Origin of the sequence: Luteimicrobium sp. DT211 (genome assembly GCF_049844995.1) — a bacterium.
Taxonomy (GTDB): domain Bacteria; phylum Actinomycetota; class Actinomycetes; order Actinomycetales; family Cellulomonadaceae; genus Luteimicrobium.
Genome location: NZ_JBNCMC010000004.1, coordinates 118,615 through 133,627, shown reverse-complemented (window position 1 = coordinate 133,627; position 15,013 = coordinate 118,615). Strand labels below are relative to the sequence as shown.

Here is a 15,013-nt window from a genome sequence, read left to right as displayed (position 1 = left end):
CCCTATGCTCGGACGGTGACCAAGACATTCGCGGTGGTCGACGTGCACTACCCGGACACCGGGGGGGCTCGCGCCGCCGCGATGCTCTCCAGCCGTGCGGACCTCGCGACCATCACGACAGCACGCACGGCGACGCTCGAGCACGTCGCCGAGTACCGACCCGGCAACTTCTACGAGCGGGAGCTGCCGGCCATCGCGGCCGTGCTCGACGAGCTCCCGCCGATCGACGTGCTCGTCATCGACGGCTACGTCGACCTCGATCCTGACGGGCGCCCTGGGCTCGGCATGCACGCCTGGCAGGAACAGCTCGCGCCCGTCGTGATCGGTGTGGCGAAGACGAGGTTCCACTCGGCCACGCACGCGGCGGAGGTGCGACGGGGCACCGCGACGAGCCCGCTCTACGTCACGTCGATCGGGATCGACCTCGCGGACGCCGCCGACCTCGTGCGGGGCATGAGCGGCGGCGCGAGGGTTCCCGACGCCCTGAGGCTCGTGGATCGGCTCGCGCGCGGAAAGCTCGAACCCTCCGACGTCGCGTCGTCAGTCGGCTGACGGCGACGGCTCAGGCGTGGGCCAGTGGAGCTCGCGCCGCCAGCGGTCGAGGAGGTCCGCCTCTGCGCTCCCGGCCGACACCTCGTCCCGCCAGTCCAGCTCGCCCGAGGCGTCGGCGGCTGCCGAGCGAACCAGGATGTTGTACTCGTACCAGGCTGCGCGGACGAGCCGTCCGTCGGCGTCGAACTCCCGGCTCAGGCCGTGGCGGGCGTTCTCGTGGTACGTGTCCTCTCCGATCAGGCGGCCGTCCGCGGTGAGGTCGCGGGCAGGACCCTGCTGGGAGCCGTCGACGTACGAGACCTCGGACACGACGCCGTCGGGCCCGTTCTCGAAGGCAGTCCCGGTGAAGAGCTCGCCGTGCCAGGTGTAGATCAGGTTCTCGTCGTAGTCGAGCTCGTCGTCGGGAACTCGAAGGGGTTCGCTCATGATTGCCTCACCAGGTCCGTTGCCCCCGCAGGTCCGAGGATGTTATCGCAGTTCGGGCACATGACCGCCGGATTGCCCTTCTCCGCACCCTTGATGCGCACGGTGTAGAAGCTGAAGTCCTCGATCTCGGACCCTTCGCGCGCCCAGAGTCCCTGATTGACGGCATAGAACTCCGAATGCGCGCCCGGCGTGCCCTTGAAAGGGGCAGGTTCCCCCTGGAAGTTGTCGATCGCGTTCTTCAGCTTGGGGTGAAGCCTCTCCGGAATGTCGACGGCATTCTGGCCGTAGTAGATCTCTCCGGTCTTCGTGTCCATGGCGCCCGTCAGCATGGGCCCCCGCACGCGGTTCGACTGCGTCGCCATGACCTCGTCCGCCTTGCCGTGGACCGCTGACTTGAATCTCCCGATCTCTGCCGCGTTGCCGTGAGCGTTGCTGTTGTGGACGAGAACGGGGTGGTCGCCGGCGAGGACGTAGTACGTGTGGTGGGTATGGACGTGGATGTTGTAGACGGTGACCGCGTCGGCCTCGCCGACGGTCTCGGGGTTGATCGCGTCGAGGACCACGGTCCCGTCCGGGGTGGTGAGCAGGTCGCCGGGGCGCAGGTCGGCGGCTTGGATCCAGCCCATCCCGGCGACCATGAACGGGTGCTCGGCGGTCGTGGTGACCCTCGACCCCCCGATGCTCAGGTGGATCAGGCGGGTGGTGGCCCGGACGAACGTCTCCTCGACCGTCTCCAGCAGCCGCACGCCGCTGGCCTGGTCGAACGTGTAGACCTTGTCCCCGGCCCGCAACGTCTCGATCGCCCGGTCCCCGTCGGGCGTGCTGACGAGGGTTCCCGCGGTGAAGCAGGTCCCGAACCCGACCTTGCAGAACGGCTCCTTCCCGAACCCCTTCAGCCCGCCCTTCAGCCCGCCCTTCAGGCCCACCATGGTCTCCCGGGCGCCGGCCTTGAACGCGGCCTTCGAGATCCCCGTCGCAGCCTTCGCCGCAGCACCCAGACCGATCACCGACAAGGCGGCGCCCGCGATCGCGATCCCCGCCTCACCCCACGACCGCTCACCCGTCGCAGCCAACGCGATGTTCGCCAACGCGCTGACGATCGCCGCGACGGCCGCCACCACGATCAGGACACCAGCCAGGGCGGTCCCCACCACCGGGATGAACGCCACCACCACCGCCAAGATCCCCGCGATCGTCGACACCAGGTCCGCGATGTCCGCGATCGCCGCGACCAGCTTCGAACCCCAGTTGTCCCACCACGAGTCGTTCAGATCATCGTGCGAGGTGATCTCGGTGATCTGATCCGCGGCACTGTCGGCGGCCCGGTCCCGCGTGGACACGGCGGCGTTGATGTCGTCCTGCGCCGCCGCGATCGTCGCGCGGGCAGCCGACGCACCATCCGCCGCCGTGGTCGCCTTGTGCTTGTACTGGGTCTTGGTCGCGGCATCGGTCTCCGACTCCGCCAGGTCCTGGTAGTAGTGCTCGGTGCGGGCCGCGTCAGCGGCGTCCGCATGCGCACCCCGCGCCCTCTGCAACGCGGCCAACGTGTCGGACTGGACCTGCTCCAACGTCGAGGCATACGACACCAGGGCCTCACCCGCCGCCTGGTACCGGGCGTGCGCCTTACGGACCTCGCTGATCGTGTCTTCCTTGCGGTCCATCAACGCGTCCACGGCCTGCGACACCGCACCCGCGACATCCAACCGGGCCATCGCAGCAGCAGCACCATCGATGCTGTCAGCGACGTCCAGATACTCCCGACCCCCGGACAGCACCAGCACCGGGTCACCCGGCGTCGGATCGATATCCAACCCCACCGGCGACCAGTCACTCGGACGCGACATCAGCAACCCCCTGCTTCATCGACACGACCACAGCACGCCCGCCGAGCATAACCACAGGTCACGGCCACACCTATGGGGAGTTCTCCCCATAGGCCTCTCGCGGGGTCAGGGGTGCTCGCGGAGGACGACGACGTCCGTCGGGTCGAGCCGCAGCGTCTCGCCGCGGCGGAGCTCGCGCCCCGTGAGCAGGTCCACCCCGGACGCGTGCGCCGCGACCTCCACGGGCTCGAGCCCGTGGTGCAGCAGGAACGCGGTCCGGACGCCGTCGCGCTCACGCACGGCGAGCTCCAGGTCGAGCACCCCGGCGTACGGGCCGACGAGCCCGTGCCGCTCGAGCACCTGCCCCACGACCCACGCGACGCCGGCGTCGTCGAGCGCAGTCGCGACGTACCAGCCCTCGCCGTCGCCGAACGCGTTGCGGGTGACCGCGGGCGTGCCGGCGTAGAAGTCGCTGCCGTACGTCCCGACGACCTCCGCCCCCTGCGGCAGGACGACCTCGAAGACCAGGCCGGCGCCGGACACGACCTCGGCTGCGCCGTCGTCGGCGGAACCGGGGACGCGCAGGGTGACGGGGTTCGTCGCGCCCGGCTCGGCGGAGTCGGTCTCGTCGACGCGCACCCCGAACAGAGCGCCCAGCGGGCCGGGGGCGTCCATGAGGTAGGCGTTGTCGTCCTCGTCGACGCGCCCCGCGTAGAACGTCGAGACGACGGTCCCCCCGCGGCGCGCGACCTCCTCCAGCCGCGCGGCCACGTCACCCTTGAGCAGGTGCAGCAACGGCGCGACGACGACGTCGTACCCGGACAGGTCCGCGGTCACCGGGACCACGTCGACGCCCGCGCCGGCCTGCCACAGCGCCCGGTAGTACTGCAGCACCGTCGGCACGTAGGACACGTGCCGGTTGAAGCCGTCGGTCATCTCGACGGCCCACCACGAGTCCCAGTCGAAGACGAGCGCCACGCGCGCCGGTGTGCGCGCCCCCACGACGGCGTCGCCCAGCGCCGCGAGCTCGGCGCCCAGCCCCGCCACCTCGCGGAAGGCGCGGGTGTCGGTCCGCCCCGCGTGGTCGAGGACGGCGCCGTGGTACTTCTCGCACGCGCCGCGCGACTGCCGCATCTGGAAGAACAGGGCGGCGTCGGCGCCGTGCGCGACCGCCTGCCACGTCCACAGCCGCATGACGCCGGGCCGCTTGACGGGGTTGACGTCGCGCGAGGCCGTGATGGTCGGCGTCTGCTCCATGAGCCAGAACGGCGCGCCGTCCTTGAGGCCGCGCATCAGGTCGTGCGCGAGCGCCATCCGCGCGTGCTCGCGCGTCCCGGGCGGGTAGTTGTCCCACGACGCGAGGTCGAGGTGCGGCGCCCAGCGGTGGTAGTCGATCGGCTGGTAGAGGCCCATGAAGTTCGTGGTCACGGGGGTGTCGGCGTCGACGGCCCGGATCGCGTCCTTCTCCGCGCGGAAGCAGGCGAGGAGCTGGTCGGACATGAAGCGGCGGTAGTCGAGCGTGATGCCCTGGAACGCGGTGTGGTTCGGCCCGCGCCAGTGCTCGCTCAGCGCGTTCGGCGGCACGACCTGCTCCCAGTCGGAGAACAGGTGCGACCAGAACGTCGCGTTCCACGCATCGTTGAGGCGCTCGATCGTGCCGTACCGCTCGCGCAGCCAGACCCGGAACGCGGCGGCGCAGTGCTCGCAGTAGCACGCGCCCCCGTACTCGTTGCCGACGTGCCAGGCGACCAGCCCCGGCGTGCCCGCGTACCGCTCGGCGGTCCGCCGGGCCAGCTCGACCGACAACCGGCGGAAGACCGGCGAGCTCGGGCAGAAGTTGTGCCGCTGCCCGTACACGTGGTGCCGGCCCTCGAAGTCGGTGCGGTTGACCTCGGGGTAGCGGTGCGCGAGCCACGGCGGCATCGCGCCCGTGGCGGTCGCGAGGACGATCGTCGCGTCGTGCGCGACGGCCTCGGCGACGATCTCGTCGAGCCGGCCGAAGTCGTACGTGTCCTCGTCGGGCTGCAGGTACGACCACGCGAAGACGCCGAGCGTCACCGTGTCGATCGACGCCTTGCCGAACGCCGACCAGTCCTCGTCCCGCACGGGACGCGGCCACTGCTCGGGGTTGTAGTCGCCGCCGAACGGGATCTTCCGGGTGGACATGAGTTCTCCTGTCAGTCTGCCGTCGTGAACCGGTCGCGGACGTCGTCGAGCAGGCGCTGGTCGCCGCGGTACCAGAACCACGCCCACACGCCGCCGACGAGGGCGAGCAGGACCTCGGTCCCGACCCAGACGGCGGCGCCGGCGACGACGACGAGCGACACGACGCCGAGGGACACGACCGGGAACCGGCCGAGGTAGAACGTCGCGAGGCGGGCGACGTCGCGCGTGCGGAAGTTGAAGAACGTCGCGATCGCGACGGCGTGCAGCGCCCACGTGAGGATCGCGACGGCGAGGACGCCGAGCACCACGGCGTACGGCCCGCTCACGCCCGCGGCGCCCGCGTTGACCAGCACCGTCCCGATGACCCCGAGCACGACGAGCGCCGGCACCCAGACGCGGAGCACGTCCGCGACGCCGAGCCGGTAGCCGCGGACGAACGACCGCGCGGGTGCGAGCTCGCCGTCGGCCTCGCCGGTGCGCTCGCGGTCGCGCATCGTGTACAGCGCGGCGGACAGCGCCGGCCCCACCGGGATCGCGGCGACGGCGACGAGGAGCACGTTGCCGGCCGAGCGGTCGAGGAGGAGCAGCAGGACGATCGTCGGCGACGCGGCGACCGCGAGCAGCACGGTCACGACCGCGAACCAGTAGACGACGGCGGTCAGACGCCCGAGCGCGCCGTGGCCCAGGTCGCCGGGGACGTGGGGGCCGGGCGGGTCGGGGTGGGTCACGTCGCTCATCGCCCCGCCCGCCCGAGGATCCGCGCGTCGTCGAGCCAGGCGGGGGTCTCGTCGACGACGGGGTCGAGCTCGACGAGCGTCACCCCGTGGCGGCGCAGCGTGAGAGCCAGGTCGACGCGCCCGTCCGTGACCGGCAGCGACGCGTGCGAGCGCACGGGCTCGGCGGCCTCGTGCAGCGTGTCGAGCTGCCGGAGCGTCGGCGAGGCGGGCCGGCCCAGGCGCTGCCACGCCGTGAACGCGTTGCCGGACTCGTCGTCGACGTCGCTGCGGTGCGCGTACGTCGTCGCCGGGGCCGTGCCTCCGGGGCGGGCCGGGCCGACCGGGACGGACAGCCGGACGGCGTGCGAGTCCGGCTCGGTCGGGTCGTCCGACCCGCCGACCGGCTGCCAGGCGAGCACGGTCACCCGGCCCGACGCCGCGTCCCGGGTCACGAGGTGGTCCTCGCCGCGCGCGAGGACGTCGGTCCCCATCCGCGCCAGGAACGCGTAGAGGTGGTACGTCGGCTTCTTGACCTGGCGGTGCGTGAGCATCCCGAAGCCGCCGTGGAAGATCGAGGTCGGGACGTTCTCCTCCTCGAAGACGTCGCAGAACGTCCAGTAGGAGAACGAGTCGACCAGGTCTCCCCCGCCCGCGAGCACGGGCGCCAGGTAGGCGGCGTTGAACGCGGTGTCGTGGACGGGGTTGTCGGGCCGGTAGGAGCTGTTGAACTCGGTGACGTGCGCGGGTTTGCCCGCGAGCGCCGTCCCCGCCAGCAGCTCGGCGGGCCGGCCGAACTGCTCGAGCAGCGCGTCCGGGCGGCGCAGCGTCTGGTAGGTCCCGAAGGGAACGTGCTCCGCGGGGCCGGTCGTGTACGCGTGGAAGGACACGAAGTCGCACGGGAGGTGCCGGTCGGCGACGAAGCCCGCGAACGGCGCCCACCAGTCGTCGGCTCCGGGCGAGATCGCCGGACCGCCCACCTGGAGGTCCGCGTCGACGTCCTTGACCGCGCCGGCCGTCGCCTCGTAGAGCCGGAAGTACGCGGCCTGGCGGTCGGCGGTCGTGCTGTCCCCGCCGAGCCAGAAGTTCACGAGGTTCGGCTCGTTCCACACCTCCACCGGCCAGGTGCGGACCTCCTCGATCCCGTACCGGTCGATCAGGTGGCGCAGCACCGCCTGCACGAGCGCTCTCCACTCGGCGTGGTCCCGCGGCGGCGTGATGTTGCCCTTCCACCAGAACACCGTGGCGTCGCCCGAGGCGAGGCCCGACGGCATGAACCCGAGCTCGAGGAACGGCTTGATGCCGAGCGCGAGGTACGCGTCGACGACCTGGTCGACGTAGGTGAACGCGTACAGCGTCCCTGTGTGCCCCGCGGTCCCGCTCGCCTCGTACGGGCGGTGCACGCCGACGTCGTCGGACAGGAGGCCGTGGCCCCGCACGTACCGGAAGCCGATCTCCCGCTGCACCAGCGCGAGCGAGTCCTGGTAGTCCCGGCGCAGCGCGAGGTTGAACCGGCCGGTGCCGACGCAGGTGCGCCAGGCGTCGGACAGCGTGCCGGTCGGTTCGGACGGGACGACGGTGGTGCTCACTGCTTGCTCCAGGGGAAGGTGCGGACGACGCCGCCCGGCCGGGTGGGCCGGGCGGCGCCGCGGGCGGTCAGGACGTCACTTGTCCTGCGTGCGCTGGTACGCGGTGTTGTACGTGTCGATGAGCTGGTCCGCGCCGAGGCCCTTGATCTGGGCGACGTACTTGTCCCAGTCGCTCAGCGGCGTCTGACCCGTGATGAACTTCGCGGTCGCCGCGTAGACGGCGTCCTTGATCTGCGAGTCGACCAGCGACGTCTGCTCGAGCTCGTCGTCGTTGAGCTGCGCGGCCGGCTGGACCGGGAGCACCTTCTTCTCGGAGAGGACGGCGTTGGTCCACTTCTTCGTCTCGGGCGACATCATCGACTGGAGCAGGTCCTTCGACGACCCGTTCGCGAGCAGGAAGACGCCGTTGCTGTAGCCGAAGTCGGCGTTGAGCTGCTTGGACGCGCCCGCGTTGAGGCCGTTCCAGTCGACGTCCTTGGCGAGGGTCCGCGTGCCGTCGGACGCCTTCGCGAAGGTCGTGCCCTCGACGCCCCACTGGGCGAACTCCATGCCCTGGTCGGAGTAGTACTGCCAGTCGATGTACTGCAGCAGCGCCTTGAAGTGCGGGTCCTTCGCGGCGTCGGCGGAGACCATCAGGCCCGAGGACAGGCGGCCGCCCGCGATGTAGTTGCCGGCAGGACCGTCGGGGATGGTGATCATGTGCATGGTCATGTCGCCCTTGGCGTCCTTGACCTTGGTCCGGTACGACGTGATCTCCTGCGTGTTGCCGGAGATCGCCGCGGACTGCCCGGTGATGAACTTCTGGGTCGCCTGGTCGTCGCTCTGCGTGATCTCGGGGTCGAGCACGCCCGACGACACGAGTCCCGCCGCGTAGGTGACGAGCTGCTTGTAGTTGTCGCTGATGCCGGTCAGCTCGAACTTCTTCGTGTCCTCGTTGAACCAGGTGTTGGAGTAGCCCCAGCCTGCGGCCGTGTTGAACCCGGCAGACGCCGTCTGGAGGAACGCGCCGAGCGTCGTCGTGTCGGTCCACCGGTCCGACATCGCGTACTTGAGGTTGTTCGCGTCCTTGACCTTCTTCAGGTCCTGCGCGAACTCGTCCCAGGTGGCCGGGTCGGTGGTGATCCCGGCCTTCTGCCACATCGCGTCGTTGACGACGACGGAGTACTGCACGTCCGGCACCTCGCGCACGCCCGGCAGGATGTAGTACTTGCCGTCGGCCTGACGATGGGTGTCGAGCTCCTCCTGGAGCCCCCAGTCCTTGATCTTCTGCTCGAAGTTCGGCATGTACTGGACGTAGTCCGACACGGGCAGCAGCTGGCCGCCCGACACGAACTGCGTCTCCTGGCCGGGGTACGTCACCGAGACGATCTCGGGGGTGTCGCCGGCGCCGATGAGCAGCGCCTTCTTCTTGTCCCAGTCGGCGAGGGGCACGTCGGTGCGCTTGAAGCTGACGTTCTGGTTCGTCTTCAGCTGCTGGAAGATCGACCAGTCGTTCTTGACCGGGTAGTTCGGGTGGTCACGGTAGAGCATCGAGAACTCGACGGGCTCCGACGCCTTGAACGTGCTGCCGGCCTTGAAGTCGGCCATGGCGCCCTTCGAGTGGGCGTCGTCGATGGACGCGGTCCCCGAGGAGCCGTCCGAGCCCTTGTCGTCGTCACCGCCACCCGAGCTGCACGCGGTCAGCGCGAGCGCGAGGGTGGCGAGGGTCGCCACGGCGGCGGTCCGCCTGCGGATGTTTCGCATCATTCTCCTTGAGGGGTTGAACGTCGTCGTTCGACGGTGGGAGTCGGGAAGGTGCGGACCTGCGCTCAGCCCTTGACGGAGCCGAGCATCACGCCCGAGACGAAGTACTTCTGGACGAACGGGTAGAGACAGACGATCGGCAGGACGGTGAGGAGCATCGTCACCGACTGGACGTTGGCGCCGATCTGGACGGCGTTGTCCTGGGAACCGGTGATCTCCTGCGAGCCGGTGGTCGCCGCGATGAGGTTGCGCAGGTAGACGGTGACCGGGAACAGGTCCTTCTTGTCGAGGTACAGGAACGCCCCGAACCACGAGTTCCACATGCTCACCGCGTAGAACAGGGTCATGGTCGCGAGCACGGCCTTGGACAGCGGCAGGACGATCTTGAGGAACACCCCGTACGTCGTCATCCCGTCGAGCGCGGCGGCCTCCTCGAGCTCCGCCGGGAAGTTCTCGAAGAACGACTTCATGACGAGCAGGTTGAACACGGAGATCGCGCCCGGCAGGACGATCGCCCACATCGTGTTCCTCATGTGGAGCACGTTCGCGACGAGGATGTAGTTGGGGATCAGGCCGCCGCCGAAGAACATCGTGAAGAGCGCGATCCCCGTGAAGAACCCGCGCCCCTTGAGGTTGGTGCGGCTCAGCGCGTACGCGTACGTCGTGGTGAGGGCCATCGCGATGACGGTCCCGACGACGGTGTACACGACCGTGTTCTTGTAGTTGGTCCAGAACATCGGGTCGCTGACGACGGCGTTGAACGTCGTGAGGTTGAACCCGCGCGGGACGAGGTTCACCTTCCCGGCCGCGATGTAGCCCTCGGACGAGAACGACTTCGCGACCAGGTTGACGAACGGGTAGAGCGTGATCGCTGCGATGAGCGTCAGCACGACCGCGTTGACGACGCGGAAGATCGCGTAGCCGCGCGTGTCCTTCACGACGCCGGCGGTGGTGACGGTCCGCACGGCGGACACGTCGGGGGTGGTCGTCTCGGTCACCACAGGGAGGCTCCAACCAGGCGGCGCGACGCGAAGTTCGCGCTGAGGACGAGGACCAGGCCGATGACGGACTCGAACAGGCCGATCGCGGCCGCGTACGAGAACTGCGCGGACTGGATGCCCACCCGGTACAGGTAGGTCGAGATGACGTCGGCGGTCGAGTAGATGAGCGGGTTCTGCAGCAGCAGGACCTTCTCGAATCCCACGGCCATGAAGGAGCCGATGTTGAGGATGAGGAGGACCATCATCGTGGGCCGGATCCCGGGCAGGGTGACGTGCCACGTCTGCTGCCAGCGGTTCGCGCCGTCGATCCGGGCGGCCTCGTAGAGCTGGTCGTCGACGGTGGTCAGCGCGGCGAGGTAGAGGATCGTGCCCCAGCCGACGGTCTGCCAGACCTCCGAGCTGACGTAGATCGACCGGAACCAGCCCGGCTCCTGCATGAACGGGATCGCGTCCCCGCCGACCGCGCGGACCACCTGGTTCACGGTGCCGTCGACGGACACGAGCTGCAGGACGATGCCGGCCACGATGACGATCGACATGAAGTGCGGCAGGTACGTGATCGTCTGGACGACCTTCTTGAACCGTCGCGACCGGAGCTCGTTGAGCATGAGCGCCAGAACGATCGGCAGCGGGAAGCAGATCGCCAGCGTGAGCCCGCCGAGGATCACCGTGTTCCAGAACACCGTCCAGAACTGCTGGTTGTGGATGAACTGGTCGAAGTAGTGGAACCCGACCCACTCGTCCCCGAACGGGTTGCCGCCGGGCCGGAACTTGCGGAACGCGATGACGTTCCCGGCCATCGGCACGTATTTGAAGACGAGCAGGAAGACCAGCGGCAGCACGAGGAACGTGTAGAGCCGCCAGTCGCGCCGCAGGGCGACGCGCCACGAGGTCTTGCCCTGCATGCGCAGCCGCTGCTCGCGGCTCGGCCTGTCCCTGCCGTCGGGCGCCCCGTTGCGCGGGGGCCTGCCGGGCACGCGCGGGGGCGTGAGCGGGACGTCGGCGAGCTCGGGGTCCGACGTCAGGCTGACGGGGTCCTGCAGGCTCATGCGGTCACCTCCTGAGGGTCGCTGCGGGTCGGGCTGGGCTGCACGACGACGTCGCTCACGAGCCGGCGCCCGTGCCCGACCTCGCGCTCGGGCCCGGTGAGGCGGACGGCGAGCGTCGCGACGACGTCGGCGCTCGACCGGGCGAGCCGGAGCTCGACGTCTCCCGGCTCGACGACGCGCACGCCCCGCCGGCCGGTGAAGGACGTGAGGTCGGCGTGGAGCGTGAGCTCGACGTCCGCGCTCTCGCCGGGCCCGAGGTCGACGCGGGCGTACCCGACGAGGCGGACCTCGGGCTGCACGCGCTGCGCGACCGGGTCGTGCAGGTAGAGCTGGACGACGTCGGTGCCGGCCCGCTCCCCCGTGTTGCGCACGGTGAGGCGGACCCGGGTCTCGCCGTCGGTGGCCCAGGTCGCGTCGTCGAGGTGGGCGTCGTCCCAGGCGAAGCGCGTGTAGGACAGGCCGTGCCCGAACGGGTAGAGGGGCGTCGGGTCGACCGAGGAGACCCCGGTCCGGCGGGCGAGCGGCTCCGCGAGGTACGTGCCGGGCTGACCGCCGGGGTGGGCGGGGACGCTCACCGGGAGCCGCCCGGACGGGTTGGTCTCGCCCGCGAGCACCTCGGCGACGGCCTGGCCACCCCGCTGGCCGGGGAAGAACCCCTGGACGATCGCGGCGGCGCGGCCGGCGACCTCGCCCAGCGCGTACGGCCGCCCGGTCAGCAGCACGACGACGACCGGCGTGCCCGTCGCGAGGAGCGCGTCGAGCAGCTCGGCCTGGACGCCCGGGAGGCGCAGGTCCTCGGCGTCGCAGCCCTCGCCGGAGGTCCCGCGGCCGAACAGGCCGGCCCGGTCGCCGACCACAGCGACGCAGACGTCGGCGTCACGGGCGGCGTCGATGGCCGCGGCGAAGCCCTCGCGGGACGGGTCGGTGACGCCGCAGCCGGCGTGGACGCTCACCTCCGCGAACCGCGCGCGCAGCTCGTCGGCGACCGTGGGGATCTCGATGCCGATCGGCACCTCGGGGTGCTGGGCCCCGACGTGCGCGGGGAACGAGTAGCAGCCCAGCATCGCCATCGGGTCCGCCGCGAGCGGCCCGACGACGGCGAGCCGGGTGGACGGCGCGAGCGGGAGCGCGGGCGCGCCGTCGGCGTCGGAGGCGCCGTTCGCCAGCAGCACGACGGACTCGCGGGCGAGCCGGAGCGCGAGCTCGCGGGCGGCGGGCTCGTCGAGCGTCAGGTCGTCGAGGCCCGCGAGCGGCGCGTCGGGCGACCAGTCGGCGTCGAGCAGGCCGAGGTCGAGCTTCTGCCGGAGCACGCGGCGCAGGGCGCGGTCCACGAGGAGCTCGTCGATCTCGCCCGCCCGCACGGCGTCGGCGACGACCCCGAACGCGTCCACCGTGGGCAGCTCGACGTCGACCCCGGCCTCGAGCGCGAGCCGCGACGCCTCGGCGCGGTCGGCCGCGACGCGGTGCAGCGTCTCGAGGAACCGGACGCCGAAGTAGTCGGCGACGACCGTCCCCTCGAAGCCCCAGGTCTCCCGCAGCAGCTCGGTCAGCAGCGTCGCGTCGGCCGCCGCAGGCACGCCGTCGACCGCCGCGTACGAGTGCATGACCGAGCGCGCACCACCGAGCCGCAGCGCCGCCTCGAACGGCGGCAGGACGACGTCGGCGAACGCGGCCGGCCCGAGGTCGACCGGGGCGAGGTTCCGCCCGGCGCGCGACGCCGCGTAGCCGGCGAAGTGCTTGAGGGTCGCGACGACGCCCGCGTCCTCGAGCCCGCGCACGTAGGAGGCGCCGACCGTCGCGACGAGGTACGGGTCCTCGCCGATGGTCTCCTCGGTGCGGCCCCAGCGCGGGTCGCGCGTCACGTCGAGCACCGGCGCGAGCCCCTGGTGGACGCCGACGGCGCGCATCGAGCCCCCGATGGTCCGCGCCATCTCGCGGACGAGGGCGGGGTCGAACGACGCGCCCCACGACAGCGGGACCGGGTACGCGGTCGCCTGCCATGCGGCGAAGCCGGCGAGGCACTCCTCGTGGACCTGCGCCGGGATGCCGAACCGGCTGCGGGCGACGATGTCGCGCTGCGACGCCGCGAGAGACCGGGCGCCGGAGGCAGGGTCGACCGGCGCCGTTCCGAACGGGCGCGTGAGCTGCCCGAGGCCGTCGCGGATCACGTGCTCCCAGGTCGGGACGTTCCCCGTCATGTCGGCCTGGTGCGGGGCGACGCCCCCGCCCGACGCGTCCGCGCCGACCCACACGCCCACGAGCTGCGCGACCTTCTCCTCGAGCGTCATGCGCTCGACGAGGTGCTCGACGCGATCGTCGGAGGTGCGGGTCGCGTCCTGCCAGACCCGCGGCTCCTGCGTGGGTCCGTCAGACCGGACGGTGGTCGGTGCGCTCATGCCATCCCTCTCGGGCCACGTCGTCGTGGACCGCGGCCTGCGCCGCGCGCCACGACCGTGTGGCGTCGAAACTCTCGTATCTCGACCGAAAGATATCGGCTGCGATGACCCTAGGGCGGGGTTCTCGAGGCGTCAAGACGACCCAGGTCTCGGTTCGATCACGGAACAAATCCCGGCGCGGCGGGTGGATTCTGAGCGGACGCGCCGTGCCGCGGCACCGTCGACGTCGCTCCGGGCCACGCCCGGGGCAGCGGCCGTGCGATGCTAGGTTCTCCGGGATCACCCCGCGAAAGTTGCGACCAGAATTGCGAGCCATCATGACGACCTCGGCCACGCCGTCGAGCGAGACCTCCGCCGCGCCGCGCCAGCGACGCGGGTCGACGATCGCCTCGATCGCCGAGGAGACGGGCGTCTCCGTGCCCACCGTCTCCAAGGTGCTGAACGGCCGCCCCGACGTCGCCCCCGACACCCGGGCCCGGGTCGAGGCGGCGCTCGAGCGGCACCAGTACCGCCGTCGCACGCCCCGCGCTGCCACCGAGTCGTCGCTCGTCGAGCTCGTCTTCCACCAGCTCGACTCCGCCTGGTCCATCCAGATCATCCAGGGCGTCGAGGCCGCCGCGGCCGCCGAGAACGTCGAGGTCGTGCTCTCCGAGCTCGGCGGCGAGCACCGCCCGCCGCAGCACTGGCTCGACAACGTCGTCGCCCGACGTCCCCTCGGCGTGATCTTCGTGCTCTCCGGCGTCGACCCGGGCCAGCGCCAGCAGCTCGACGCGCGGTCCATCCCGTACGTCGTCGTCGACACCGCGGGCGAGCCCCTGCCGGGCGTGCCGACCGTCGGGTCCAACAACTGGGCGGGCGGCCTCGCCGCGACGCGCCACCTCCTCCGCCTCGGCCACCGGAGGATCGCCATGATCTCCGGACCCGCGGACGTGTTGTGCTCCAAGGCCCGCATCGACGGCTTCCGCACCGCCCACGAGGAGGCGGGCCTGACCGTCGACCCCGCCCTCGTGCGGCACGGGAACTTCTACGTCGACGGCGGCTTCCGGCACGGCATCGAGCTGCTCTCCCGTGAGGACCGGCCCACCGCGGTGTTCGCCGGCTCCGACATGCAGGCGCTCGGGGTGCTCCGCGCCGCCCGCGAGCTCCGGCTCCGCGTGCCCGAGGACGTGAGCGTCGTCGGGTACGACGACCTGCCGCTCGCCGAGTGGATCGGGCCGTCCCTCACGACCGTGCGGCAGCCGCTCGCCGACATGGCCGGGACCGCGACGCGCATGCTGCTCGGCCTGGCGCGAGGCGAGCAGCCCTCGACGCCGCAGATCGACCTTGCGACCGAGCTCGTCGTGCGCGAGAGCACGTCGCCGCCGCGCTGAGGACGTGCCGGCCGGGCTGGGTGCCGTGGCTGCTGCAGGAGGTTCGGGGGTGTGGCGGCGGACCGTGTGACCCCGGCCCGTGCCGGCCGAGATACCGAGTCCGGGCCGAGATACCGAGTCTGCATCGGTGACTCGAGCGCATCTCGGTGTCTCACGGCCGACGACGACGCCGCGCGCCCGGGCTG

The 15,013-nt window shown here is 71.1% G+C and carries 11 protein-coding genes; 2 read left to right on the top strand and 9 right to left on the bottom strand.

Annotation, left to right across the window (positions count from 1 at the left end; genetic code table 11):
• Positions 1 to 15 precede the first annotated feature (15 nt).
• Entirely contained in the window at positions 16 to 552 is a 537-nt protein-coding gene (locus ACLQ14_RS11735) for an endonuclease V (RefSeq protein ID WP_425813145.1), read from the top strand.
• On the opposite strand, the gene ACLQ14_RS11730 is transcribed toward ACLQ14_RS11735, so the two are convergent.
• From ACLQ14_RS11730 to ACLQ14_RS11690, 9 genes are all read right to left on the bottom strand, one after another.
• Positions 541 to 978, bottom strand: a complete 438-nt coding sequence (locus ACLQ14_RS11730; protein WP_425813143.1) for a toxin-antitoxin system YwqK family antitoxin — start codon at positions 976 to 978, stop codon at positions 541 to 543. The genes ACLQ14_RS11735 and ACLQ14_RS11730 overlap by 12 nt on opposite strands.
• Positions 975 to 2,822, bottom strand: coding sequence for a polymorphic toxin-type HINT domain-containing protein (locus tag ACLQ14_RS11725; protein WP_425813141.1), 1,848 nt, complete (start codon positions 2,820 to 2,822; stop codon positions 975 to 977). The genes ACLQ14_RS11730 and ACLQ14_RS11725 overlap by 4 nt, the downstream gene beginning before the upstream one ends.
• Positions 2,823 to 2,927: 105 nt before the next feature.
• The gene (locus tag ACLQ14_RS11720; protein ID WP_425813139.1) at positions 2,928 to 4,967 is read right to left on the bottom strand and encodes a beta-galactosidase; all 2,040 of its coding nucleotides are present in this window, start codon (positions 4,965 to 4,967) and stop codon (positions 2,928 to 2,930) included.
• Between the two features lie 11 nt (positions 4,968 to 4,978).
• On the bottom strand, positions 4,979 to 5,704 hold the full coding sequence (locus ACLQ14_RS11715; protein ID WP_425813137.1) for a DUF624 domain-containing protein: 726 nt from the start codon (positions 5,702 to 5,704) through the stop codon (positions 4,979 to 4,981).
• Positions 5,701 to 7,269: a GH39 family glycosyl hydrolase gene (locus tag ACLQ14_RS11710; protein ID WP_425813135.1), complete on the bottom strand. Its 1,569-nt coding sequence runs from the start codon at positions 7,267 to 7,269 to the stop codon at positions 5,701 to 5,703. Before ACLQ14_RS11710 ends, ACLQ14_RS11715 begins: the two co-directional genes overlap by 4 nt.
• Positions 7,270 to 7,344: 75 nt before the next feature.
• Complete coding sequence (locus ACLQ14_RS11705) at positions 7,345 to 9,012, bottom strand: extracellular solute-binding protein (protein ID WP_425813133.1); 1,668 nt, start codon at positions 9,010 to 9,012, stop codon at positions 7,345 to 7,347.
• 65 nt (positions 9,013 to 9,077) lie between these two features.
• Positions 9,078 to 10,013 carry a carbohydrate ABC transporter permease gene (locus tag ACLQ14_RS11700; protein WP_425813131.1) on the bottom strand — a complete coding sequence of 312 codons (936 nt, stop codon included), beginning with the start codon at positions 10,011 to 10,013 and terminating at the stop codon, positions 9,078 to 9,080.
• Complete coding sequence (locus ACLQ14_RS11695; RefSeq protein ID WP_425813129.1) at positions 10,007 to 11,062, bottom strand: ABC transporter permease; 1,056 nt, start codon at positions 11,060 to 11,062, stop codon at positions 10,007 to 10,009. Before ACLQ14_RS11695 ends, ACLQ14_RS11700 begins: the two co-directional genes overlap by 7 nt.
• Positions 11,059 to 13,458 carry a glycoside hydrolase family 3 N-terminal domain-containing protein gene (locus ACLQ14_RS11690; protein ID WP_425813127.1) on the bottom strand — a complete coding sequence of 800 codons (2,400 nt, stop codon included), beginning with the start codon at positions 13,456 to 13,458 and terminating at the stop codon, positions 11,059 to 11,061. Before ACLQ14_RS11690 ends, ACLQ14_RS11695 begins: the two co-directional genes overlap by 4 nt.
• A gap of 317 nt (positions 13,459 to 13,775) precedes the next feature.
• On the opposite strand from ACLQ14_RS11690, the gene ACLQ14_RS11685 reads away from it, so the two are divergent.
• A complete protein-coding gene (locus tag ACLQ14_RS11685) occupies positions 13,776 to 14,828 on the top strand; it encodes a LacI family DNA-binding transcriptional regulator (RefSeq protein WP_425813125.1) in 1,053 nt (350 codons plus the stop codon).
• Positions 14,829 to 15,013 lie beyond the last annotated feature (185 nt).